Consider the following 24,465-nt stretch of genomic DNA (forward strand, 5'->3'; position numbering starts at 1 on the left):
AAAGAAGTTTATTATTAAAATAACTAAACATTTAGTTGTATAATTAATTTATTAGTTATAACTTGGTCTTAAGTACTTACAAACATTGCACAATACATGGAAATTAAAGAGTTAACCCGGGCCGAAGAACAAATTATGCAGGTGCTGTGGCAGCTGGATAAAGGCTTTGTAAAAGACGTATTAGACGTTTTGCCTGAGCCTAAACCCGCGTACAACACGGTATCAACCATCATCAGGATATTAGAAACAAAGGGGTTTGTTGGCCATAATGCCTTTGGCAAAAGCCACGAGTATTATCCGTTGATAAGCAAAGACCAATACAAAGATTTTGCAGCCGAAAAGCTTTTAAGCGGCTACTTTGATAATTCGGTAAACAGGATACTATCATTTTTTGCCAAGAAAGAGAAGATGAACTTAAAAGAGGCTGATGAGATCATGAAACTGATTGAAAAACTTAAAGAGAAATAGTTATGAGCTGGTGGCATTATTTATTACTGGTAAATATTTACCTGTGCCTGTTCTTCTGTTTTTACGGCTTGCTGTTACGCCGCGAAACTTTTTTCCAGTTGAACAGGGTGTACCTGGTAGGGACGGCAATATTGTCGTTCTTTATTCCGCTGATACACAGCGATTGGGTGCAAAACCTGTTTATTACCAGGCAGGTGCAGTATTCAATTTATGGTGCCACCGCCGTTACCATTGCCGATATCACCCCCATTAAAGATAACCCGCTTACCATTGGCGAAGTGTTAGGGGTGCTGTATGGCATTGGTGTATTGCTGCTTATTGCCAGGTTACTGATACAGCTTGTTATGCTGCGGAAGGTGATCAATGATCCTTCGCCAAAAGTATCATACTCGTTCTTTAACAAAATTAAGGTAGGGCAGGAGATAGACGGGCATGAAGTGATACATAACCATGAATTGGTGCATGCCCGCCAGTTCCACTCGGCAGATGTGCTGATCATCGAGGCGGTTATGATCATCAACTGGTTTAATCCCATCGTTTACCTGTACCGCAATGCCATTAAGCATGTGCACGAGTTTATTGCCGATAAACATACGCTTGACGCCGGAACCAACAAGGCCGATTACGCCATGCTGTTGCTAAGCCAAACTTTTGAAGCGCCTGCGCACGGTATGGTTAATCCGTTCTTTAACCATAGTTTACTTAAACAACGAATTATTATGCTACAGAAAAACAGATCGCAGCGTATTAAGCTCATTAAGTATGGCTTATCTGCACCATTATTTGTGCTGATGCTGATATTATCGTCGGCAACCATCAGCGATAGCAAAACTGTTGAAACCATCAATGCAAAGGCCGAGGCTGTATTAGAAACATCTGCTAAAGATGTAATAAACGGTAACACCAAAGAAAGCAATTCATTAATGGATAGCTTTGCGCCTGGCGATACTGCCAGCGATGAAGCAACGCTTGATACAGTACCAAAGGCAAAAGTGAACGCTGTAAACGCAGATTTTCCCGGGGGTTACGGTGCCTTTATGAAATTTTTAGCAAGCAACGTTAAATACCCTGCGGAGGCAAAAAGTAAAAATAAGCAGGGCCGTTCAGTTATCACATTCATGGTAAATGCGGATGGTTCCCTGTCAGATTTTAAGGTTGCCAAAGCCGTTGGTTATGGCATGGATGAAGAAGCCGTAAGGGTCTTGAAAATGTCGCCTAAATGGCAACCGGCTACCCGCAATGGCAAAGCTATAAGATCGCAATATAGTGTGCCGGTGAGCTTTTCTTTAGACGGCAACAGGATGAGTAACGTTAAACCTCAGGGAGTGTTTACTGACGATGCAGTATTTACCGCCGTTGAGCATGCACCATCATTTCCTGGGGGCGATAAGGCATTTGGTCAGTTCTTAGGTAAAACTGTTAAATATCCAAAGGAAGCGAGAGAGAACAATATACAGGGCCGGGTAATTGCAACATTTATTGTAGAGCAGGATGGTTCGTTATCAAATATCAGGATTGTAAGGGGTATTGGAGGTGGCGCAGACGAAGAGGCCGTTCGGATGTTGGCTTTATCCCCAAAATGGATAGCAGGAACGCAAAATGGACACAAGGTGCGCGTACAATATAGCGTGCCGATAAATTTTTCACTTGTCCCAGATGATGATGGTGATGAAAAGAAAATTGGAGCGGTGCCTAATATGCAACCAACAAAATCGCTATTGCTTGTTGATAGCAATAAAAACTGGATATCAATAAAAGGCAATAATCATCCTTTGTACGTAGTGGATGGTAAAAGGGTAAGTACTATAGATAAGATCAATCCAAAAGATATTAAGTCTGTCACGATACTAAAAGACCAGTCAGCTACTGCAATTTATGGTACAGATGGAAGAAGTGGTGTTGTACTGGTGACCACAAAGGCCAAAGACAAGTTTAAAATCAAATAGTAAAGTTAGTTCAATAGTTAAACCATATCACAGGTAGATGGCCGGAGCTGTTAGCACAGCCCGGCTTTTCTTTTACTGGGGTGCTCCCTGCGATTTGGCTTCCTGCTGCTCACGCAGGTTGCGCATAATTTTGGTAAAACCGCGGTGATTGTTATAGTCATCATACAGCGGGAACATCAGGCCCGTGCCCCAAAACCTTGAACGGTCTTTGCGCATATGGTAGCGCTCGTCAATAGCGCGGCCATCCTTTATGGCAAATTCCATCTCTTTACGCGGTGCATTGTGAGCGCGGTCTTCGGGCGTGAAAAATATATCGGCACTATGGCCAATTATTTCTTTTTCGGTGAAGCCCATTAGTTTCTCTGCACCTTTATTCCAGCTGTTAACGTCGCCGTTCTTATCTGTGGTAATTACCGCATAATCTTCAAGGCTATCCAGCACTTTGTGAAAGAAGTCTTCACTCATCCTAAAGTAACTGTCCTCAAAAACATCTTCACCGGTAACATCAGGGCTGTAAGAATGGAAGTCGACCTCGAAGCTAATGCCCTCTACGCCGCACGCAAACTGTATTGGTTCACGCGTTATGCGGTAATAGGTTTCAAAGCCATCAGGTAAGGCGTTCAGCTCAGGTTTTTCGCGTACCGGTTTAAGCGTAATAATTCCTTCACCTTCACCTTTGGCCAGGTCTTCATTGCTGGCCAGCATGTACACATAACCTTTTTCAATAAGGTCGCCAACCAGTTGCGGAGTTAAAGGGATCTTCATGGGCTTGCTATAACAATAATTAAGTGCTTATACCGCAGTAGGCTTGCGAAGCACCTTTAATACGATCATGATAATTGCAATAACCAGCAATAAGTGTATAATGCTGCCGATGGCGGTAAAGAAAAAACCTATAGCCCAGCATATAACCAGGATAACAGCGATGGTGTAAAGTAATGAGTTCATAAGTGATTAATTACGTTACCTATTAAAGCATTAAGGTTTTAAAATGTTTTACCACGCGGTGATAGTCAAATAAAAAGCCCTCTCCGTGTAAGGGGAGAGGGCTTAAAAACTTTGTTTGCGTATATGATGCTACCTTACAGTTTTAACCATTTTTTGCGTACCGCTAATTGCTTAGGGCTTGCATTTTCAATTTCGGTTATGCTGTACTTGTAGGCATTGTTGCGCTGCAGGGTAACCGGGATAACCATGCGCTGGCCATCGCGGGTAACGGTAACATTTACTTTATCGCCTACTTTTTTACCTTTAAGGATGGCGCCCATGTCTGTTACCGGAGTATCATCAACTGCGGTTATCTCATCGTTAACATTCAGACCATCAACCCAGCCCGCACCGCCGCGCAGAACGGTAGTGATGATCTTGCGCGAATTAGTAAATACACCCAACGATGGTTCCTGCGTATCGGCAAGGTTATCTACCAGCTTATAACCGGCATAATTAAGGTATTTGTTGTAGTCGATCGCATCTAAACCGTTGATGTATTTAGCATAAAAATCATCCAGTTTTTTACCTGCAAATTTTTCGAAGCCTGCTTTAAATTCGGCATCGGTGTAACCACGTTTTTTGCCTTTGTAGTAAGTATCGTACATGTACTTCATTACATTATCAAGCGAGTACTTTCCGTTGCTGTCATTAATGATCTCCAGGTCTAACAGCATGCCTACAACTGCACCTTTGTCGTAGTAAGAGATGCCGGTGTTGTAAGAGTTCTCGTTAGGGCGGTAGCCTTTTATCCAGGCATCAAAGCTCGATTCGGCAAGTGGCTGTACGCGCGTGCCCGGCTGGTTCTCAACAGTATTGACGTCACCGGTCATGTCGTTTAGATAATCCTGCGGTGTAGAAATATCGGCATGGCGCAATATCAGGTTCTGATAGTATGCGGTGAAGCCTTCAGCTATCCAAAGGTTGGTGGTGTAGTTTTCGTTATCATAATCAAACGGACCTAAGGCAATAGGGCGCAGGCGTTTTACATTCCACAGGTGAAAATGCTCATGCGCAACAAGGCTCAGGAAACCACGGTAGCCGCCCGGAGACGTGTACTGATCGCGTGAAGCGCCTAATACAGTTGAGCTTAAGTGTTCTAAACCACCGCCGTTACGTTGTTTATTATGGACTATAAAAGTGTAGTGCTTGTTAGGGTTTTCGCCAAATACGGCAACTTCTGCGCGTATCACTTTAGCCATATCAACTTTAAGACGTTCCTTATCATAGTTACCGCCACCATACATGGCAACTTCGTAATGCGTACCATCAACATCAAAATCAAAAACATCCTGCGTACCTATTTCAATAGGCGAATCATATAGGATATCATAGTTAGGTGCAGTGCGGGTAAATATATCGCCGTTAACAGGCTCTAAACTGGTTGAAACCTTGTTCCAGTCTTTGTAAGGTTTGATGTGTACCGTAGAAGGGCTGCTCACCATGCCTTTAGGATACAGGAATATGCCTGTTGTTGAAAGGAATGCGTGTGAAGCATCTATGAAGCTGGTACGTACCGAAAGCTCAAAAGCGTAAACCTTGTACTTAACCGTTACCGAGCTGATGCCGGTGGTGTTTATTTTCCAGGTGTTCTTGTTGATCTTGGTAGCTAAAAGGGCTTTGCCTTTGGTGTTGGCACTAAGCGATTCGATGTTTTTTGCAAATTCGCGTACCAGGTACGAGCCTGGAGCCCAAACAGGCATTTTCACTTCCAGCGACGGCTGCGCAAGGCCGGTAAGCGTCATCTCAATATCTGCGTAATGGGCTTGTGCTTCAGGAAAAGTTACGTTGTAAGATATTTTCACAGGAGCGGGCACAGCGGCAAAAGCAGAGGTCATAAATAATGTAATTAAGCAAGCAATTGCTGATGAGTACAAGTTTTTCATGCTGCAAGGTAAAAAAATAATATTCTTTAATAAACCGTCAAAAACCTGTTACGTTGTAAAATGGTTGATACAAGCAACCAAATTGAGAATGAACAGGTTAATATTGCAAAACAACTGCCCGGTAATTGAGTTGTGAGTATCGGGCTTTGATCAAACAATTAAACTAAATATTGCAGCGGTACTGCACAAATGAAAACACGTTATATCATCTATATTGTATTGGCGCTGCTGGTGGCGTTCCTGGTTTATAATAAATTCTTTAGCAAGCATGCCAAAGAGACTAAAACTGCTACCGCCGGGAAGGGAAAGAAAAAGAACGGCCCTGTGGCCGTTAACGTGATGATCGTGCATGATACCACCGTAGTAAACCAGATAGATATTACCGGTACCGTTGATGCCAACGAAAAGGTTAACCTGGTTAGTCAAACCGCAGGCGCAGTCACCGGCATTTACTTTAAAGAGGGCCAGCGCGTAAGCAAAGGCCAGTTGCTGGTTAAAGTTTACAACCAGGACCTGCAGGCATCGTTAGCCCAGGTGCAAGCGCAATTAGCGCTTGCAAAGGATATTAACCGCCGCAATGAGATATTGGTACAGAAAGAAGCCATAAGCAAAGAGGAATATGAAACATCTAAATCATCTTATGCTGCTTACCAGGCGCAGGTAGCGAACATTCGCGCACAAATTAGCCGTACAGAAGTACGAGCTCCATTCTCAGGTGTTATCGGTTTAAGAAGTATCAGTCCGGGTGGTTACCTGTCTCCAAATACACCAATTGCAACATTGGTGAACATTGACCCGGCGAAGGTGACCTTCTCTGTTCCGGAGCGTTACCTGCCTTTGATTAAAGTTGGCAGCAAGGTTAACTTTACCATCGAAAGTTCGCAGGATGTGTTTGGTGCAACGGTTTATGCTATTGAGCCAGCTCTGGATGCGGTATCGCGTACTATTACCGTACGTGCCAAAGCGCCGAATGCCAAAAATCTGCTTACCGCGGGTGCATTTGCTAAGATAAACTTAACGCTCGACCAGATACCAAAAACCATTATGGTACCTACCGAGGCCGTTATCCCCGACTTGAAAAGCAGCAAGGTTTACGTGTACCACGATGGGAAAGCCCTTGCCAAAGATGTAAAGACCGACCTGCGTACCGATACCAAGATTCAAATCGTTGACGGCTTAAAATCAGGCGATAGCGTGGTGGTATCGGGCCTGATACAAATACGCCCTAAGGCGCCATTAAAAGTTCTTAAAGTTATCAAATAGGCACAGGTATGAGTTTATCTTCCATAAGTATAAAACGGCCCGTACTTGCAACAGTAATGTCTGTTGTGATTGTCGTATTTGGTGTTATAGGCTACAAGTTTTTGGGCGTGCGCGATTTCCCTTCTGTGGACCCGCCGATCATTTCTGTATCTACAAGTTACTCCGGTGCCAACGCAGACGTTATCGAATCGCAGATAACCGAGCCACTGGAGAAAGCGATCAATGGTGTGCCGGGTATTCGTAACATCTCCTCGACGAGTTCGGTAGGGCAAAGCAATATCACTGTTGAGTTTAACCTGGATGCCGACCTGGAAACCGCCGCCAACGACGTTCGCGACAAGGTAGGTCAGGCACAGCGCCAGCTGCCTCAAGACATTAACGCTCCGCCGGTAGTCACCAAAGCCGATGCCAACGCCGACCAAATCATAACGCTTACCGTAAGCAGTAATACCCGCAACATTATGCAGGTAGATGATTACGCGGAAAACGTATTGCAGGAAGGTTTACAAACCATCCCGGGCGTAAGCTCCATCAATATACAGGGGCAGCGCCAATACGCCATGCGCCTGTGGGTTGATCCTGATAAACTTTCGGCATTGGGCTTAACCGCAACTGATATAGGTGCAGCACTAAGCAAAGAGAACGTAGAATTACCGGCCGGTAAAATTGAAGGTAATAATACCGAGCTAACCATCCGCGCATTAGGTAAACTAACGGACGAAAAGGATTTTAACAACCTCATCATCCGTGCAGATAGCAACCGGGTTGTGCGCTTTAAAGATATCGGCTATGCTGTTTTAGGTTCAGCTAACGAGGAAACAGCCTTTAAGGAATCAGGCATACCGCAGGTGGGGTTGGCCGTGGTGCCGCAGCCGGGTGCCAACTACGTGCAAATTGCCAAGGATTTTTACAGGCGCCTTAAACAGATAGAAAAAGACCTTCCGCCGGATATTACCGTTAAGGTGGCATTGGATAATACCAAGTTTATCAATAACTCTATCGAGGAAGTAAAAGAAACGCTTATCATATCCTTTGTACTGGTAGTGATCATCATTTACCTGTTTTTCCGCGATTGGTTGATCGCATTTCGCCCGCTGATAGATATACCGGTTTCATTGATCGGTGCATTCTTTATCATGTACGTATGCGGGTTCTCCATCAATATATTAACGCTGTTGGGGATCGTACTGGCAACGGGTTTAGTGGTGGATGATGGTATTGTGGTAACCGAAAACATCTATAAAAAAGTAGAAGAAGGGATGAATATCCGCAAGGCTGCTTTTGAAGGCTCGGCAGAGATCTTGTTCGCGGTTATTTCTACATCGGTAACCCTGGCCGCGGTGTTCCTGCCCATCATGTTTTTGCAGGGCTTTACCGGCAGGCTGTTCCGCGAATTTGCGGTTGTAGTAGCCGGTTCGGTATTGATCTCAGCTTTTGTGTCGTTATCGTTAACGCCGATGCTTAACGTAAAGCTGATCCGTAAAAATCAAAAGAAATCTAAATTCTATATCGCTACCGAGCCTTTCTTCGAGAAGATGACCAGCGGCTATACCGAATCGTTGGTGAAGTTCATGAAACGCAGGTGGGTGTCATTCGTGATATTGGGTGCATCGTTACTGGTTACCGGTATTCTGGTAAAGATAACGCCATCTGAATTGGCCCCGCTTGATGATAGAAGCTTACTTCGTTACTCCGTTACCGGATCAGAAGGTGCAACTTACGAGTACATGACCAAGTACATGGATAAGGTTGCCAACCTGGTGACCGATTCTATGCCCGAGGCGAATGTGAATATCGAGATTGTATCACCATCATTTGGTGGTGGTTCGGCCAACACCGGTTTTGGCAGGGTAGGTTTGGTACCGCCCGATCAGCGCGAGCGTACCCAGCAGCAACTGGCCGACTGGCTGAACAAGAAACTTGCCCGCATGCCCGATGCACGCGCCATTGTGGTACAAGAGCAAACCATAAGCGGTGGTGGTAGCGGCGCACGTACCTCATTGCCGGTGCAATTTGTTATCCAGAACCAGGATTTTGAAAAACTGCGGAAGGTATTGCCTGAGTTTTTTGCCGAAGTATCTAAAAGCCCGGTATTCCAGGGTACGGATGTAAACCTGAAATTTACCAAACCGGAACTGCGTGTAACTACCGACCGTGACAGGGCAAGGGACTTAGGGGTTTCGGTTGCCGACATTGCACAAACGCTTCAATTATATTATAGTGCAGGCCGTTTAGATTACTTTTTGATCAACGGTAAACAATACCAGGTAATAGCACAGGTAGATCGCGCCAACCGCGACCAGCCGCTTGATCTGAAATCTGTTTACGTACGCAGCACCAAGGGCGACCTGGTACAGTTGGACAACGTGGTGAAGGTGACGGAAAGCGCTACGCCGCCATCCATCTATCACTTTAACCGCTTTAAATCAGCAACAGTGCAGGCAGGTTTGTCGCCGGGGCATACCGTTGGTGATGGTATTGAGGAAATGAACCGCATTGCCAAAGGTTTACTGGACGAAACCTTTAGTACAGACCTTGCCGGCCCATCACGTGACTATGCCGAAGGTTCATCAAATATCCTCTTTGCATTCGGGTTTGCGTTGTTACTTATTTACCTGGTATTAGCCGCACAATTTGAAAGCTTTATGGATCCATTCATCGTGATGCTTACCGTGCCGCTCGCTATTGCAGGTGCCTTTATATCGCTTTGGCTGTTTGATCAAACGTTCAATATCTTTAGCCAGATAGGTATCATTACCCTGGTTGGCTTGGTTACCAAAAACGGTATTTTGATAGTTGAGTTTGCCAACCAGCGCATGGAGCACGGCCTAAGCAAATATGAGGCTGTGGTTGAAGCTGCAACATCGCGCCTTCGCCCAATTTTGATGACCAGTTTGGCGGTGGTTTTAGGTTCGGTACCAATTGCGCTGGCTTTGGGTGCCGGTGCAAAAAGCCGTACATCATTAGGTATTGTAATTATTGGCGGTATGTTGTTCTCCCTGGTGTTAACACTTTACGTTATCCCAACCATGTACATGGTATTTGCATCAAAAACCCGCCGCGACCCTGATGCCGAACCAGTGGATGAAACCGAACCAAAAGCACCTTTATTGATAGATAAACTTTAAGCAATATGATGATCAAAAAAACACTTTGCTTTTTGGTTTGCCTTATTGCTTTGGCAACCGGTCTGCGTGCCCAAACGGCTACCAATCCTGCTGCGCCGCATTTATCTTTGAGGGATGCCATTGAGGTTGCCCTCAAGAATAACTATAACATTAAATTATCGCAGAATAATTCAACTATCGCCGGCAACAATGTTACGTTGGGCAATGCCGGTTTTTTACCGGTTGTAACCGGCGATGCAGCCTTAAATGCAAGCAGGCAGCAAATACAGCAAACCCGTAACGATAGAACGGTCAATAACCTAAGGGCTAACAACAGCAATAACAGCTATGGCGTAAACCTTAACTGGACTATTTTTGATGGTTTTAACATGTTTGCTAATTACGACATGCTTAAGCAGATGGATAAGCTTGGTGCTATACGTTTGCAGGATACCATACAAACAACGGTTGCAAACGTTATAACCACATACTATAACCTGGTAGCGCAAAACGTGCAGATACAGGCTTTAAAAGGGGCAATTGCTATCTCGCGTACGCAGTTAAGATATGCTAATGATAAGTTTGCAGTTGGTCGTATATCGCGGCTTGATGTTTACACTGCCCAAATAGCGCTTAACACAGATACCGCTACGCTGCTTTCGCAGATACAAACCTATAAAACCACGCAGGTGCAATTGAACCAATTGCTGGTGCGCAACCTGCAAACCGATTTTACAGTTGATAGTACTTTAACGGTAAGCAATCAGTTGGTGCTGGGCGATGTGATCGCGAAGGCGCAGAACCAGAACCCGGCCATACTGGCATCAAAGATAAACAAGCGCCTTGCCGAGATCAACCTGAGGCAGGTTCGCTCAACCAGGTATCCTGTGGTAGGTGTTACCTCAGGCTATACGTTTACCAATAGTCGTACCCCGGCAGGCTTTACCTTAAGCCAGAATGCGCACGGTTTAGCTTATGGGCTTACTGCATCCATCAATATATTTGACGGCTTTAACCAGTGGCGACGCGAGCGTAATGCCAAACTACAGATAGATAATGCGGAGATCAGTCAGAAAAAAACGCAGCAGGATATAGAGGCACAGATCAGCAACTTTTTTATTGCCTACGTATCGGGATTGGACCTTATTAAACTGAGCCAATCAAATGTTGATCTTACTAAAAAAAACCTGGAGATATCCCTGGAGAAATATCGCCTGGGTAACATTACTCCGTTGGAGATCAGAGAAGCGCAACGTAACTACCTCAATGCGCAGTCTGTTTACTCAAATGCCCTGTACCAATCCAAAATGGCCGAGGTTACTCTACAGCAGATAACTAACAGTATTAATATTAGGTAATTTATCGAAAATGTATATTTTTGAAAAATGCCATCTCAATACCATACCTGTTTGCTTATTGATGATAACTACATCGATAACTTTGTTACGCGAAAAATTTTGGAGAGTGGCCATTTTGCCGAAAATATAATTGTAATACAATCTGCCCCTGAGGCATTAAGCGCGCTTGCCGATGGTACTGTAAAGCCTGATGTGATATTTTTAGATATCCGTATGCCGCAGATGAGCGGTTTTGAGTTTCTAAAAGCTTACGAACAACTGGCTATTGATAAAGAACATACTAAAATATTTATGCTCTCATCATCGCTTGATCCAACCGATATGAACAACTCACTGAGCAATAGATATGTTACCCAGTATGTTCATAAACCTTTAACGCACGAGGCGCTGGAAGAACTTAGTACATGATTTTAGTAGCAGATAGCGGATCTTCAAAAACAGACTGGCTGCTGGCCACACCGGCCGATGGCAATAAGGCATTTAAATGTGCCGGTTTAAACCCATACTTTTTAACAGAAAAAGAGATCACCAGGATCATCCAGGAACAGCTGCCTGATATGGTTGCTTACGCCGGTGATGTAACGGAGATCTATTTCTTTGGTGCAGGCTGCTCAAGTCCGGACAGGCATGAGATAGTCACAAACGCCATCAGTACACTTTTCCCCGAAGCGTATGTGAGTGTAGACAGCGACCTGCTTGCCTCTGCTTACGCCACCTGCGGCCACGAAAAAGGTTTTTGCTGTGTGCTGGGCACCGGCTCAAATATTTCTTTTTTTGATGGTGAGGATATACATGACGGGCAGCATGGCCTGGGTTATGTGTTGGGCGACGAAGGCAGCGGCACCTGGTTTGGTAAAGCCCTGCTTACCGATTACCTGTATGAGCTTATGCCGGCTGATATTGCCGTTAATTTTGGCAAAGCCTTTAACCCAACCAAGGAAGCCGTTATTGAGAATGTTTACCGCAAGCCAAGGGGTAATGCCTACCTGGCTGCCTTCTCAAAATTTTTAAGCGAGATACGTTCAACGGATTACGGCCAAAATATCTTGCGCGCCGGCTTGCAGGAGTTTGTGGATACCAATATCAAACAATCGTACCCGCAATACGATAGATTCAAATGCCATTTTGTAGGCTCCATAGCCTATGTTTTTGCCGACGAACTCAAAAGTATCTGCCGAGACAATGGTGTGCATGTAGGCAAGATCATCCGGCAGCCAATAAACGACCTGCAGGAGTTTATCCTTAAAAGGGATGCTGCGAATCAATCATTATTGTAACTAATTCGCCAGGCAACATGCTTAATTGATCCTCTGTGTACGAGTTTACTTTCAGGTATTTCTTCATAGCGCACAGTTGATCCATTGAGTACCTTCCATCGTATCTTTTGAGCGAGTCTGCCGCAAAGAAATATATAAACAATTTTTTCTCTTTACCGCTTTCTATGTACTCATGCCATGCGTCTGCTCTGCCATTGATCTTAATATCCCCAACAGAATCAGGCGCTATAGTTACCCAATCAGCAGTATAGAAAGCAACGTTATTTTCCGTGTGAACATTAGTAGCATTTGAATACAAGACGGTTATAAGCAATGGAGATTTATTTTCGACAGATAGCATTGCATTCTGGTAATCCATAACACAACCATGCATTATGATGCTGATGACAACCAAGGCAAAAATTGACTTCCAGCTATTTGGCGTCACGGCTATTTCTTTTAATTCTTATCAGCAAAAATATCATTCCTAATACGGCTAACGCGCTTCCGGTTTTAGGCAGGTAATCGCCGTGCTCTGTATAAAATGTTAAGCTATTATTAAGGTTAATATCTTGCTTAAGCGCGGTACGTACCCACCATTTGCTTTGCTGTACAATATCTCCACGCCCATTGATAAAAGCCGAGATACCGGTGTTTGCAGATTGGCAAACCCAGCGGCGGTTTTCAATAGCCCGCAATTTGGCATAATCCAGATGCTGGTCTTTCCCCGAGGTATTGCCCCACCAGCCATCATTGGTGATAACTGCAATAAATTGTGAACCCTGCCTAACAGACTTTGCCACCCACTCGCCCCATAACGATTCATAACAAATAACGGGCGTTGCACCTATGCCGCTTTGCGAATATAATACACTTGGCTCGCTTTGCATACCGTAAGCGCCTGTTGCCCCGCCCAAATGCTCAAACACTGGTTTAATGAATGACAAGGCATTACCAAAAGGTAAAGACTCCGCACCGGGCACCAATCGGGATTTGTGGTAAAACTGAACCTTATCAGAGTTTTCAATATTGATGGCGGCGCTAAACCTATCGTAAAATGCACTTCCATCTTCAAGTGGTGATGCAGTGCCGGTAGCGCGGTTTACATAGAACTTATGTGTTTCGCCACCAGTGATGACATTGCCGTTTTTAAACCGCTCTAAAAAGCGTTTAACCTGTAAGTATGGCTGTTCTGTACGGATGCGGTCCTCATCCATGTCTTTTACAATAGCGGTCTCCGGCCATATAAAATATTCGGTGTTGCGCTGACCAATCGAGTCGCAAAGCTTTGTTAAAATATTTATCTGCTCAGCAGACGGCACTGTACCTTCTTTTTCATACGGATCAATATTAGGCTGAGCGACAACAATGTTTGATGGATTTGGTACTTCCTGGTATTGGTAGTAAGTATACAACGAAAAACTCAACGGAAGAATAAACACCAATACCAAAGACACGATCAGTTTTAACCTTATTGTTTTAGCCTGCGACTCCCGCAAGCCAATATAGATCAGGAACACCAGGATGTTGATCGCCCAGATCCAGATGGTACCGCCGTACACTCCGGTATATTCATACCACTGTGCCCACTGATGGGTGGTAGCAAGTCCGTTGCCAAGCGTCATCCACGGGAAGTTTAGGTCCCAGCTTTGGTGCAGGTATTCGTAACCTATCCAGAAGCAGACCAAACCAACCAGGCTGATAGTACGGTTAGCTTTAAGGCGTAGCCGGTAATACAGCCAGCAAGCCGTCGCCATTAACACCGGGCCAAGGCTGTAAGGTATTAACGTAATAGGTATTGCTGTTACAGGCCCAATTATTTTTAAGGCATTGTAAACCCAGTAAATACACAGCACATTCCACACAAAAAAGCCCAGGAAAGCGATGTGGAAGATCTTTTTTCCTTTGCTTTTAACATCAGATTTGATGATGTTCTCCACCGCCACCAGCATAGGCACAAAGCCTATCAAAAGCATAATAGTGGTGTAATGCGTAGGCGGCCAGGCCACCCAAAGCAGCAACCCGGAGAATATGGATAGGAGTATGTTTTTTTTCATAGAGTGACTATGTAATTAAGCGATGTCATTTCGAACGATAGTGAGAAATCTTCTACGCGGGACATTTATGGTGAAGAAGATTTCTCCTCACTGTCGTTCGTTCGAAATGACACCTTTTTATATTGTGTTGATGCTATCGCCACGTCGCTGTCGCTCCTCGCAATGGCGTTTGTTTTTTTAAACCTTCTCCTTTGGAGAGGGTTGGGTGAGGCTTATTCCTCCTCATTCCCATACTTCTTTTTCTTCTTCCCCTCAGCTTCCTCGGCGCCGGCAATGCAGATCACAAACTCGCCCTTAATGGGGTGTGTTTCAAAATGCTGCTTTACCTCTGCAACCGTGCCGCGCACAGTCTCCTCGAACATCTTGGTCAGCTCGCGCGAAACAGAAAGCTGCCTATCCAGGCCAAAATAGGTGGCCATTTCTTCAAGTGTTTTCAATAAACGATGCGGCGACTCGTACAGGATGATGGTGCGCTCTTCCTGCGCCAGAAATTTGTAGCGGGTTTGGCGGCCTTTTTTCAGCGGCAAAAATCCCTCGAAACAAAACTTATCTGTAGGGAAGCCTGAGTTAACCAATGCGGGCACAAAAGCAGTTGCGCCCGGCAGGCATTCTACAGCAATGTTAAACTTCAAAGCCTCCCGCACCAGGAAGAAACCCGGATCGGATATTGCCGGCGTACCCGCATCAGATATCAGTGCGATATTTTGCCCCATCAGCAAAAACTTGATGATCTCATTACTGCTTTGATGCTCGTTGTGCTGGTGGTGCGCAAATACTTTGTTCTGGATATCAAAATGCTTTAACATCGGTGCAGAAGTACGCGTATCCTCGGCCAGTATCAGATCGGCGTCTTTCAATACCCGTATAGCCCTGAAGGTCATATCTTCCAGGTTACCGATAGGGGTAGGCACTAAGTAAAGTTTTCCTGTTTTGGGTTGGTCCATTTTTTACAGTTTGCAATTTCCGGTTTGCAGTTTGCAGCAGCGGTTACAAAATAATAGCAAACTGCCCGCTGCAAACGGCAAACTCTTATATTTGCCTTTTAATCTAAAAAAGATGCTGCAAGTTAGTTATATCCGCGAAAACAGGGATAAAGTTTTAGAACGTTTGGCTGTTAAAAATTTTAAACAGCCGGAGCTGGTTGATGAGATAATTGCTTTGGACGAAAAACGCCGCCAAACACAAAATCAATCGGACAACGTATCATCGCAGGCTAACGCAGCAGCCAAACAAATTGGCGAACTGATGCGCAACGGCAAAAAAGATGAAGCCGAAACCGTTAAAGCCAATACCGGTAAATGGAAAGAGGAGATCAAACAACTGGGCGACCAGTTAGCTGCCTTTGAGACCGAATTACAGGATAAATTGATTCTTTTGCCAAACCTTCCGCATGCATCCGTACCTAAAGGTGTATCTGCTGATGATAATGAAGTAGTTTTAGAGAACGGCAACAAGCCCGAGCTGCCTGCCAATGCCTTACCGCACTGGGAACTGGCTGCAAAATATAATTTGATTGATTTTGAACTCGGCGTAAAAATAACCGGTGCAGGCTTCCCCGTGTATAAGAACAAAGGTGCAAAACTGCAACGCGCGCTGATCAATTTCTTTATTGATGAAGCCGAAAAAGCAGGCTACAGCGAAGTTGGCGTACCATTGGTAGTCAACGAAGCTTCGGGTTTTGGCACAGGCCAGTTGCCTGATAAAGAGGGGCAGATGTACTTTGTGAATGAGGATGAGTTGTATTTGATCCCTACGGCCGAAGTACCTATTACCAACCTTTACCGCGATGTGATCTTAAAAGGCGAAGAATTGCCGGTAAAGAATTGCGGCCATACGCCATGTTTCCGCCGTGAAGCAGGTTCTTATGGTGCACACGTGCGCGGGTTAAACCGCCTGCACCAGTTTGATAAGGTGGAAGTTGTACAAATAGTGCATCCGGATAAGTCATACGAGGTATTGGAAGATATGAGTTTGCATGTACAAGGCCTGTTGCAAAAGCTTGGCTTGCCATACCGTGTGTTACGCCTTTGCGGTGGCGATATGGGTTTCACAAGCGCCCTAACTTACGATATGGAGACCTGGAGCGCTGCACAGCAACGCTGGTTAGAGGTATCATCAGTATCAAATTTTGAGACCTACCAGGCTAACCGCTTAAAGCTGCGTTTCCGTAACGCGGAGGGTAAAACGCAATTAGCACATACGCTTAATGGCAGTGCTTTGGCATTACCGCGCATTGTGGCAACACTGTTAGAGAATAATCAAACAGAGAAAGGCATCAAAATACCTGAAGCCCTGGTGCCATATACCAAATTTGAGTGGATCGATTGATCCGCAAATGATATGTTAAGTCCCGGTCAAAAGCCGGGACTTTTTTGTTTACGCACAGCGGCCAAAAACATTTTTATATTTACTTCCTAAATGCGGGTGCTTAACATTAAAAAAGCTTTTATAAAACGGGGGATAGCTGTTGTTGCTTTATTCCTGCTTACCAACTTGCTTTTCCTTTTTGCAGATCATCCTGCCGCGGTAGAGAAATATTATTCTAAAAGCACTTACCGGATGATATGCCATGTGCTGCACCCGGTTTTAAACTTGTTCCCGTTTAGTGTTGGAGATATTGTTTATGGTGCTGTGGTAGTAGTGCTGATCTGGGCTGTTATCAGGTTTTTTAAGCATTGCTTTAAAAGGCGCTGGGCAATGGCGGGGCTGCTTGCACTTAAAGTTGTAATTGGGGTGCAAACAGGCATCCTGGTATTTTACTTGTTTTGGGGATTGAATTATTTCCGTCCATCCGCCGCTGAGCGGTTAAACCTGCGCGATAGCACCTACACCACCGCAGAACTCCAAAGGGTTACAACAATTCTCATTGATAGCGCTAACATTGCACGCAGCCGCGTTAGCACCGCCGACCTGCATTTACCAAATGATACTATTTACAACAGGGCCAGGCAGGCGATCATTAGGCTTTCAAAAACTTCGGATGAATTTGAAACTTATAGTCCGAGGGTTAAGCCATCGCTGCTTACCGGCTTTATGAATTATTTGGGCACATCCGGTTATTATAACCCCTTTACCAGCGAGGCGCAGATGAACTACGAAATGCCGGTGTTTAACCGCCCGTTTGTTGCCTGTCATGAGATGTCGCACCAAATGGGTTACGGGCCGGAGGATGAGGCTAATTTCGTAGGCTATCTTGCCGCCGTCGGCGCTAAAGACAGGCTGCTCAGGTATTCGGCATATAACCTTGCCGTTGGCGAATTCATGCGTACTATGCGCTACACCGATACCACAATTTATAAGCAGCTGAAAGATAAAATATCGCCGCAGGTTAAAGCCGACTTTAAAGCCGAACGTGAATATTGGCTATCCTACCAAACTAAAATAAATGCCGTCAGCGGTATTTTTTACGACAACTTTTTGAAGGCGAACAACCAGCCCGAGGGTTTGGCACGCTATAACCGCATGGTGTTATTGCTGATGGCGCAGTATAAGAGAGAGCACTTAGCAACCATCCTATAACCATCGGGAAGATATTAGCGATCAGGTGAGAAAGGCGCAAAAAAAATGCGTTCCGTATCTCACCCCGGAACGCACTGCAACATCATCTCTCAAATAATGTTGATCAACTAAACCTCAGATAACATGTGTTTACCCAAGTTCTTTATAGCTTCGCCATTTAATGGCTGCTGATAATCAGGTTATTGCGATATGGCTTTAACAAATATTGTACCTCAATATTATCAAATTCATAAGTGTCAAAGTTACACAATGAACGGCAGGCCGAAAAGCATATTATGAGAATGACGGATATTATTGCAAGAATGTTACAGAAACATTGATTAAGGCAGAAACTGAAAGCATTTAAGTTTTAATAGATCAAAGATTTAGATCAGGATTTTTTCTTTCGATAAATTTAGGGCATAGTAAAAAGATGCTCACTTATGAGTGAGGATTTTAAGTAGAATGACGTTTTTCCAGTACAGGCATATAGCAAAATTTTCAATTTGATCTTCTTAAAGAAAATTAATTAGATTAGTTGAACTAAATTTTATCTTTTGAAACCCCTGTATTTTATATTATTGATCTGCTTTAGTACCATCTGTAAAGCACAAACCACTCCTTTTGGTGAAGTTGATGTTGCCGACCTTCAATTAACCGGCTGCAGTTTTGAAAAAAATGCCGATGCTGAAATTCTATTTGATGTTGCCAAGGTTACTTCTAACGATTGGACGGGCGTGACGATGGTGCGGCATCAGCGGATTAAAATCTTCAATGAACGCGGCCTACCTGCTGCTACTATTAAACTTAATTACTTTACTGATATAGCCTTGGGCATTGTTAAAGATATTGAGGCTGCTACCTATAACTTGGTAGATGGCAAAGTGGAAAAAACGGTTCTTGATAAGAAGCAGATCTATCAGCAAAAAGTATCAAAGGGAGTTCGGCAATATGTAGTAGTTTTTCCGCGTGTTAAAGCAGGCTCTGTTATTGAGTATAAATTTAAATGGCTAAGCAGCATTGAGTATAATTATCCTGTATGGAAATTCCAAAACAAACTTCCAACAAAGTATTCTGAGTACGATGCTGCGTTTAAAAGTTTGAGGGCATTGGGCTTACTTAAAAACATAAACCGGCCGCTTAGCCTGGATACTGTTTACTCAGAAAAGTATCCGCGCCATGTTTGGGTAATGAAAGATGTACCGAGTTACACCCTGGAGCCCTATATGCATTCGGTAGAAGATAATCTGCAATACATTGCGTTTCGCAGGCCAAATGCATTTTACACCTGGAACGCAGTGGTAAGGGCAATGATGAACGATGAAGATTTTGGCAAGCAGTTAGATGAGCCGCTTGAGGGCGAAGCCGAAATATATAAACGGGCCAATGAATTTAAAACAGATATCGCTAAAATAGAATACATTTTTAATACGGTTAAGAACACCATTAAATGGAATAAATCTACAAGCTGGTATACAGACGAGGGTATTAAAAAGGCGTGGTTAAAGAAAACCGGCAACTCGGCAGAGGTCAATCTCATACTTTACCATTTGTTAAAAGGCGGGGGGCTATCACCAACGCTCGCCATTGCGGGAGACAGGGAAATTGCTGAGATAAGATTGGATGATCCGGGTTATGACAGGCTCGAAAAAACCCTTGTGCAAGTGCCGTTAGACAGCACCCAATTTTTAACGCTGGACGCGTCGCAAAAATACAACAGGTATAATTTTACTCCGATAGAATTTCTGGAGCAGAACATGCTTACCATCAACCCTAAAAACGGCTTTAATGATATAGTGAAACTTAGAAATCAGTACCAATGGCTGGAAGTGACTTTTGTTGACGCTGCTATAAAGGATGACGGCAAATTAACCGGTACCACACAATTGAGCAGTTCATTTTATCGCAAGGTTAATAAAATGGAGCAGTACGACCGGGGTGGAGAAAAAGAATATCTGGACGATCTAAAAGCGGGTAACACAAAGTTATCTATTACAGATTATAAACGGTACGGAATGGATGTGGATACACTACCCCTAAGAGAGGAATTTAAATTTGACGTGGAAGCGGCAGTAACGGATGGCGACTATATATATTTCAACCCTAATTCATTTACCGGGTTAGCACTTAACCCGTTTTTAAACGAGGTAAGAGTATCTGATATTGACTTTATATACCTTAATCGCTATAACATCAGTGGCCACTATAAGTTACCGGGTGGGTATAAAATTGATGCGTTACCTAAACAATTTACACTTGCAATGGCCGATAATAGCATTATTTTTAAACGGCTTATAGGGGAAATAAATGGGGATATAGCAGTACATTATCTCATCAATTTCAATAAAACAAAGTTTTCGCATGATGAGTACGAGGCATTGTACAGCTTCTACAAGAAAATGTTTGAATTGTTAAATGAACAAATAGTTCTTAAAAAAGTTACTAAGACGTAAATTAGGGGCTTTAACAGAAAAGGAAATGAAAAAGCTGGTCTTAGCTATCGTAATTATTTTTACCGGTATGCGCCTTAATGCGCAAAGTATCTCCTTTTCTGATCTTACCAATCTAACCAACCTTTCAGATGGGCAAGCCCATACATACTTATCGTTGGGTGGAATATTTAAATTGGATTACATGAAAGAGGAAAACGGAAAAAAAATTGAGTATTTCCGGTCAAAATCTGCAAAAGTGGCTCCGCAGAGCATTACCATAGGGGTGAACGAAATACAGGCAAACGGTACCATCCTGCGCACGGTTCTGTATACCACACAAGACCCGGAAAATATTGTCAACCTTATTGCGCAGGCCAAACGTGCCAAGCTGATCATGAAGTTCCAGGGGATGGACCGCGACAATAACATTTATAAGTTCGATAATGAGTTCTACAACATTACCATGCTCATTAGCACCAATAACAACAAAGGCTCAGTAGAGGTAAAACAGAAGGAATTTATTGGCTACTAAAAAAGCCCTGCCAAAAATGGCAAGGCTTCAAACTAAACTAACACACTGTTATTTACCTATTAAAGCCGGATCGAATATTTTCCTGTCAATTTCCTGGTTGGCCTTTATATCATGATAAACTTCGGTTTGTAAAAGTTTATCATTGATGTAAAATTTGCAAAGCGTTTCGCTCCAGGCACCGTCAACCATCTTGTGTTCTTCAAAGGTAGCTTCGGTTTTAGTAATGCCTTCATATTTAAAATAACGTACGGCAACCAGTTTCTCTTTATCTATCCATAGCTGGTTTACTTTTTCACCGTCTTTTGCGGCACCTATCACGTACACGTCTTTTCCGTTCCATTTCGTTTCATGAAATTTATTCAGATCGAACTGCAACTCCTTAAAATGGTCAAAAACATTATCTATCGGCTTAAAATACATCCCCCCTAAAAAGAATATCAGCTCGTTCTCGTCCTTTGCAGACCGTACCACCTTGTTGTTACGGAACACATATGATGAATCTCCACGGTAAATAACGCCATTACCGCTATTATCGCCGCCAAAATCGATCCGCAGCATATCCGGGTAAACAATGCGCTCATACCAGGTATCGGTTTTGATCAGCGTATCGTTACGGTAGCGGCCTGTGGTTTGGGTAAACGTTAATGACGTATGCCATTTGTTGTAATAGCGTGTATACATCTTCTTGATCACCTGCGCCGAAGTAAGCTGCCTGGGTGAGGTAAACCCCCACACCGATAGCAGCGTAATGATGGAAGTGATAATAGATACTAAATGCTTCATTATTTATATTGAGGGGTATATCGATCAATTTAAGCGGTTAATTCTTCGTAAGCAGCGGTTAAGCTGCGCTCTATCCCATCGCCCTGCCAATCGGTTACGCCGGGGATAGCTTTTGCAGCCAATACCTGTTCTTTAGTTTTGCCGGCCTTTATTTCGCTGCCAACAAAATCAACCAAACGCTCCATGTAGTTTTGCATGGCTTTAAGATCGGCCATCGTACCTACCACTTTATCCGGGTCAAAAGCATGGCCGAAAACAAAAATGGTGTCCTTACTGAACTGCTTTTGTGCGGCTTCTAAAGCCAGCGGCCAGTTTTTGCATGATGCACCTGCCGAGCGGTCTACATACGGGTATTTGCGGTTGAATACCTGGTCGCCGCAATGCACAATGTTGGCGTTCTCAAAATGGATAAAACTATCGCCGTTGGTGTGGCCGGGTCCAAAGTAATGGGCAGTAATGCGCTCGTCGCCTACTTTAATTTTCCAATTGTTGGTGTAGGTGGTATCAGGATAAAGCTGTTTATCATCTGATCCCTGCTTTAGCGATGCTGCTTTTTGGTTGGTTAACGAGTTAGCATGTGCTGCCACATTTTTAACCAAACCTTTAAAGGCAATATTGCCGCTGGTGTGGTCGCCGTGATGGTGTGTGTTAATGAGCCATTGAAAAGGTTGCGAAGATTTTTTCTTGAGCTCGGCGATCAAATGACCTGCCTGTTCCGGAAACTCGGCATCCACACACACGATGCCTTCTTTGTTCACCATCCAGATGATGGTGCCACCCTGTTCCGTAAAAATGCCCACATTATTGCGCAGCGGTGTAAGTTTATACTCCGGCGCAGCCAGCATAGCCGCCAGGCTTCTGTTACCCAATAAAGATAGTGATCCTGCGGTTAAAGCTGTATTTATTAAGAATTTACGGCGTTGCATATTGATAATAAATTAGTTAAAGGTAAATGATATTTTTTGAGTTGATTAAATGTAAGGATTAAGATTGGATTAGAATAGCGGATGGTGGGTGCTTATTGTGAGTGGGTGAATAATAGTTTATCACAAGTATTGCGGCATTGCCTGCGGCCCGCGCTTTTCGCTCATACGGCCACAGGCATTAGGCGCATGCCGGTATCCGCTGCAATCGCTAATGCGGTCTTCTGTTAAAATTCGATTGGTAGAATGAAGAGACCGCTATGTGGTTTTTATTTTTTACTTCACTACTTTTACCCCCTGCATGAACACCCCGCAAACCGATAACAAAACCCAATGGCTGTATTTATTTATAGGGCTGGCTGTTCTGTTAAATTTCACCGGTTTGTTCATTCCTATTTTGGCGCCCGACGGTACCCTTTACGCTGTTATTGCCAAAACCATGGCGCAGCGAAATGATTTTGTGAACCTCATCGTCCACAATGCCGATTGGCTGGATAAACCGCATTTTCCTTTCTGGGTGGCGGCATTATCGTTCAAAATATTCGGCATCAGTACATGGGCCTACAAATTGCCAGGTATACTGTTTATGCTGATGGGCGGGTATTATACTTACCTGCTGGCTAAACTGCTTTACAATAAAGAAGTTGCGCTTTGGAGTGTGCTCATACTGCTTACATCGCAACATATCATTCTATCTAACAACGATGTACGCGCCGAGCCATACCTTACCGGTTTGATCATAGCGGCAGTTTATCATTTTTACCTGGCTTACCTGCGTGGTAACCACTGGCAGCTCCTGTGGGGCGCGATTTTTACCGCCTGCGCCATCATGACCAAGGGCATGTTCGCACTGGTTCCCATAGGCGGGGCAATAGTAGGGCACCTGGCCATTACCAGGCAATGGAAACAATTATTTCACTGGCGTTGGTTATTAGCTGCCGTGTTGATAGGCATATTTATCCTGCCGGAGATCTATTGCCTGTATGAACAATTTGATGCCCACCCCGAGAAGGTTGTTTTTGGCCGTACGCATGTGTCCGGCATCAAATTCTTTTTCTGGGACAGCCAGTTCGGGCGTTTCTTTAATACCGGGCCTATCAAAGGAAAGGGCGATCCATCGTTTTTTATCCATACAACGCTGTGGGCTTTTTTGCCGTGGTCGCTAATTCTGTTTGCGGCGATTTGGCATTTTGTCAAAACCGGTATCAAAAACGTGCAGCAGCGCGAGTGGCTTTGTATTAGTGGCAGCTTACTTACGTTTTTATTGTTCTCTGCCTCAAAATTTCAGTTGCCGCATTACCTTAATATTGTGTTCCCATTCTTTGCCATTATTACGGCACAATACTTTATTGGCCTGCAAAACGAGCGGACAATTAAAACGATACGCGCGGTTCAAACAGGCCTGGTGCTGGTATTGCTGCTGGCTATTGCCGCTTTGCAATATTATTTTAAGCCTGATGAATTTGAGTGGGACGATGCGGTGACACTTGTGGTATGGCTGGCGCTGCTTGCCATCCTGCCGACAAAGTTCGCAGCAACAGATTACCGCCAAACGGCTTTCCGTACGCTTATCGCAGCTTTTGTAGTGAACCTGTATCTTAACCTGGCTTTTTATCCATCGTTACTTAAATACCAGGCCGGGAGCGAGGCTGCCGTTTGGATAAATGAACATAACACGCAGAAACTGCCGTTAGTACAAAGCTGGGAAGACGCCAATTATCCAATGGAATTCTACATAGAACAGCCGCTTACCATCGTAAATGAAGACGGCAGCGGTAAGCTGCCTGCAACGCCATTCATGTTCTACGGCCCGGCTACAGTTGTAGCATCGCTGCAGGCAAAAGGCTACCATATTGAGAAGCAGGCGAATTTTGAGCGTTATTGGGTATCCCGATTAAAGCCTAAGTTTATCAATCATGCTACTCGTGCTGAACTGCTTATCCCCATGGAAGTGGTTATTGTTAAGTAG

At 44.2% G+C, this 24,465-nt stretch carries 20 protein-coding genes; 12 read left to right on the top strand and 8 right to left on the bottom strand.

Features of this window, described 5'->3' with window-relative positions:
* Window positions 1-96 precede the first annotated feature (96 nt).
* Together FPZ42_RS14740 and FPZ42_RS14745 are read left to right on the top strand one after the other, a co-directional pair.
* Window positions 97-468 (top strand): BlaI/MecI/CopY family transcriptional regulator, encoded by a 372-nt coding sequence (locus tag FPZ42_RS14740; protein WP_146272442.1) that lies wholly within the window; start codon window positions 97-99, stop codon window positions 466-468.
* A 2-nt stretch (window positions 469-470) separates the two neighbouring features.
* Complete coding sequence (locus tag FPZ42_RS14745; protein WP_146272444.1) at window positions 471-2,414, top strand: M56 family metallopeptidase; 1,944 nt, start codon at window positions 471-473, stop codon at window positions 2,412-2,414.
* A gap of 72 nt (window positions 2,415-2,486) precedes the next feature.
* Here FPZ42_RS14745 and FPZ42_RS14750 read toward each other — a convergent pair whose 3' ends face one another.
* The 3 genes from FPZ42_RS14750 to FPZ42_RS14760 all read right to left on the bottom strand — a co-directional run bounded on the left by FPZ42_RS14750 (window position 2,487) and on the right by FPZ42_RS14760 (window position 5,239).
* A complete protein-coding gene (locus FPZ42_RS14750; protein ID WP_146272446.1) occupies window positions 2,487-3,179 on the bottom strand; it encodes a PAS domain-containing protein in 693 nt (230 codons plus the stop codon).
* 27 nt (window positions 3,180-3,206) lie between these two features.
* Entirely contained in the window at window positions 3,207-3,362 is a 156-nt protein-coding gene (locus tag FPZ42_RS14755) for a lmo0937 family membrane protein (protein WP_146272447.1), read from the bottom strand.
* Window positions 3,363-3,496: 134 nt separating this feature from the next.
* Window positions 3,497-5,239 carry a M61 family metallopeptidase gene (locus FPZ42_RS14760; RefSeq protein WP_261382310.1) on the bottom strand — a complete coding sequence of 581 codons (1,743 nt, stop codon included), beginning with the start codon at window positions 5,237-5,239 and terminating at the stop codon, window positions 3,497-3,499.
* A 237-nt stretch (window positions 5,240-5,476) separates the two neighbouring features.
* Between FPZ42_RS14760 and FPZ42_RS14765 the strand changes: the two genes are divergently transcribed.
* From FPZ42_RS14765 to FPZ42_RS14785, 5 genes are read left to right on the top strand one after another with little or no spacing between them, the layout of a single operon-like run.
* Window positions 5,477-6,550: an efflux RND transporter periplasmic adaptor subunit gene (locus FPZ42_RS14765; RefSeq protein WP_146272451.1), complete on the top strand. Its 1,074-nt coding sequence runs from the start codon at window positions 5,477-5,479 to the stop codon at window positions 6,548-6,550.
* Between the two features lie 8 nt (window positions 6,551-6,558).
* Window positions 6,559-9,678, top strand: coding sequence for an efflux RND transporter permease subunit (locus FPZ42_RS14770; RefSeq protein ID WP_146272453.1), 3,120 nt, complete (start codon window positions 6,559-6,561; stop codon window positions 9,676-9,678).
* Window positions 9,679-9,683: 5 nt separating this feature from the next.
* Window positions 9,684-11,015, top strand: a complete 1,332-nt coding sequence (locus FPZ42_RS14775) for a TolC family protein (RefSeq protein WP_255563209.1) — start codon at window positions 9,684-9,686, stop codon at window positions 11,013-11,015.
* A 27-nt stretch (window positions 11,016-11,042) separates the two neighbouring features.
* Entirely contained in the window at window positions 11,043-11,423 is a 381-nt protein-coding gene (locus FPZ42_RS14780) for a response regulator (RefSeq protein WP_146272455.1), read from the top strand.
* Window positions 11,420-12,292: an N-acetylglucosamine kinase gene (locus tag FPZ42_RS14785; RefSeq protein WP_146272457.1), complete on the top strand. Its 873-nt coding sequence runs from the start codon at window positions 11,420-11,422 to the stop codon at window positions 12,290-12,292. Before FPZ42_RS14780 ends, FPZ42_RS14785 begins: the two co-directional genes overlap by 4 nt.
* Here the strand turns inward: FPZ42_RS14785 and FPZ42_RS14790 are convergent.
* The 3 genes from FPZ42_RS14790 to rsmI all read right to left on the bottom strand — a co-directional run bounded on the left by FPZ42_RS14790 (window position 12,258) and on the right by rsmI (window position 15,272).
* Window positions 12,258-12,650, bottom strand: a complete 393-nt coding sequence (locus tag FPZ42_RS14790; RefSeq protein ID WP_146272458.1) for a hypothetical protein — start codon at window positions 12,648-12,650, stop codon at window positions 12,258-12,260. The genes FPZ42_RS14785 and FPZ42_RS14790 overlap by 35 nt on opposite strands.
* 55 nt (window positions 12,651-12,705) lie before the next feature.
* A complete protein-coding gene (lnt, locus tag FPZ42_RS14795) occupies window positions 12,706-14,328 on the bottom strand; it encodes an apolipoprotein N-acyltransferase (RefSeq protein WP_146272460.1) in 1,623 nt (540 codons plus the stop codon).
* A gap of 212 nt (window positions 14,329-14,540) precedes the next feature.
* Complete coding sequence (gene rsmI, locus FPZ42_RS14800; RefSeq protein WP_146272462.1) at window positions 14,541-15,272, bottom strand: 16S rRNA (cytidine(1402)-2'-O)-methyltransferase; 732 nt, start codon at window positions 15,270-15,272, stop codon at window positions 14,541-14,543.
* 112 nt (window positions 15,273-15,384) lie between these two features.
* On the opposite strand from rsmI, the gene serS reads away from it, so the two are divergent.
* The 4 genes from serS to FPZ42_RS14820 all read left to right on the top strand — a co-directional run bounded on the left by serS (window position 15,385) and on the right by FPZ42_RS14820 (window position 20,790).
* Entirely contained in the window at window positions 15,385-16,656 is a 1,272-nt protein-coding gene (gene serS / locus FPZ42_RS14805) for a serine--tRNA ligase (RefSeq protein WP_146272464.1), read from the top strand.
* A gap of 90 nt (window positions 16,657-16,746) precedes the next feature.
* Window positions 16,747-17,847, top strand: a complete 1,101-nt coding sequence (locus FPZ42_RS14810) for a DUF3810 domain-containing protein (RefSeq protein WP_146272466.1) — start codon at window positions 16,747-16,749, stop codon at window positions 17,845-17,847.
* Window positions 17,848-18,383: 536 nt separating this feature from the next.
* Window positions 18,384-20,279 carry a DUF3857 domain-containing protein gene (locus FPZ42_RS14815; protein ID WP_146272468.1) on the top strand — a complete coding sequence of 632 codons (1,896 nt, stop codon included), beginning with the start codon at window positions 18,384-18,386 and terminating at the stop codon, window positions 20,277-20,279.
* Window positions 20,280-20,304: 25 nt separating this feature from the next.
* Entirely contained in the window at window positions 20,305-20,790 is a 486-nt protein-coding gene (locus FPZ42_RS14820; protein WP_146272470.1) for a hypothetical protein, read from the top strand.
* Window positions 20,791-20,838: 48 nt separating this feature from the next.
* Here FPZ42_RS14820 and FPZ42_RS14825 read toward each other — a convergent pair whose 3' ends face one another.
* Window positions 20,839-21,573, bottom strand: a complete 735-nt coding sequence (locus tag FPZ42_RS14825; protein WP_146272472.1) for an outer membrane lipoprotein-sorting protein — start codon at window positions 21,571-21,573, stop codon at window positions 20,839-20,841.
* 29 nt (window positions 21,574-21,602) lie between these two features.
* Window positions 21,603-22,499 (bottom strand): MBL fold metallo-hydrolase, encoded by an 897-nt coding sequence (locus FPZ42_RS14830; RefSeq protein ID WP_146272474.1) that lies wholly within the window; start codon window positions 22,497-22,499, stop codon window positions 21,603-21,605.
* 298 nt (window positions 22,500-22,797) lie between these two features.
* On the opposite strand from FPZ42_RS14830, the gene FPZ42_RS14835 reads away from it, so the two are divergent.
* On the top strand, window positions 22,798-24,465 hold the full coding sequence (locus tag FPZ42_RS14835; RefSeq protein WP_146272476.1) for an ArnT family glycosyltransferase: 1,668 nt from the start codon (window positions 22,798-22,800) through the stop codon (window positions 24,463-24,465).

Origin of the sequence: Mucilaginibacter achroorhodeus (genome assembly GCF_007846095.1) — a bacterium.
GTDB lineage: Bacteria > Bacteroidota > Bacteroidia > Sphingobacteriales > Sphingobacteriaceae > Mucilaginibacter > Mucilaginibacter achroorhodeus.

Coding starts and splice junctions, on each gene's coding strand:
- FPZ42_RS14825 (WP_146272472.1), bottom strand. CDS start 21,573: ATGAAGCATTTAGTATCTATTATCACTTCCATCATTACGCTGCTATCG.
- serS (WP_146272464.1), top strand. CDS start 15,385: ATGCTGCAAGTTAGTTATATCCGCGAAAACAGGGATAAAGTTTTAGAA.
- FPZ42_RS14780 (WP_146272455.1), top strand. CDS start 11,043: ATGCCATCTCAATACCATACCTGTTTGCTTATTGATGATAACTACATC.
- FPZ42_RS14740 (WP_146272442.1), top strand. CDS start 97: ATGGAAATTAAAGAGTTAACCCGGGCCGAAGAACAAATTATGCAGGTG.
- FPZ42_RS14820 (WP_146272470.1), top strand. CDS start 20,305: ATGAAAAAGCTGGTCTTAGCTATCGTAATTATTTTTACCGGTATGCGC.
- FPZ42_RS14755 (WP_146272447.1), bottom strand. CDS start 3,362: ATGAACTCATTACTTTACACCATCGCTGTTATCCTGGTTATATGCTGG.
- FPZ42_RS14835 (WP_146272476.1), top strand. CDS start 22,798: ATGAACACCCCGCAAACCGATAACAAAACCCAATGGCTGTATTTATTT.
- FPZ42_RS14760 (WP_261382310.1), bottom strand. CDS start 5,239: ATGACCTCTGCTTTTGCCGCTGTGCCCGCTCCTGTGAAAATATCTTAC.
- FPZ42_RS14830 (WP_146272474.1), bottom strand. CDS start 22,499: ATGCAACGCCGTAAATTCTTAATAAATACAGCTTTAACCGCAGGATCA.
- FPZ42_RS14770 (WP_146272453.1), top strand. CDS start 6,559: ATGAGTTTATCTTCCATAAGTATAAAACGGCCCGTACTTGCAACAGTA.
- FPZ42_RS14765 (WP_146272451.1), top strand. CDS start 5,477: ATGAAAACACGTTATATCATCTATATTGTATTGGCGCTGCTGGTGGCG.
- FPZ42_RS14750 (WP_146272446.1), bottom strand. CDS start 3,179: ATGAAGATCCCTTTAACTCCGCAACTGGTTGGCGACCTTATTGAAAAA.
- FPZ42_RS14775 (WP_255563209.1), top strand. CDS start 9,684: ATGATGATCAAAAAAACACTTTGCTTTTTGGTTTGCCTTATTGCTTTG.
- lnt (WP_146272460.1), bottom strand. CDS start 14,328: ATGAAAAAAAACATACTCCTATCCATATTCTCCGGGTTGCTGCTTTGG.
- rsmI (WP_146272462.1), bottom strand. CDS start 15,272: ATGGACCAACCCAAAACAGGAAAACTTTACTTAGTGCCTACCCCTATC.
- FPZ42_RS14790 (WP_146272458.1), bottom strand. CDS start 12,650: ATGGATTACCAGAATGCAATGCTATCTGTCGAAAATAAATCTCCATTG.
- FPZ42_RS14745 (WP_146272444.1), top strand. CDS start 471: ATGAGCTGGTGGCATTATTTATTACTGGTAAATATTTACCTGTGCCTG.
- FPZ42_RS14810 (WP_146272466.1), top strand. CDS start 16,747: ATGCGGGTGCTTAACATTAAAAAAGCTTTTATAAAACGGGGGATAGCT.
- FPZ42_RS14785 (WP_146272457.1), top strand. CDS start 11,420: ATGATTTTAGTAGCAGATAGCGGATCTTCAAAAACAGACTGGCTGCTG.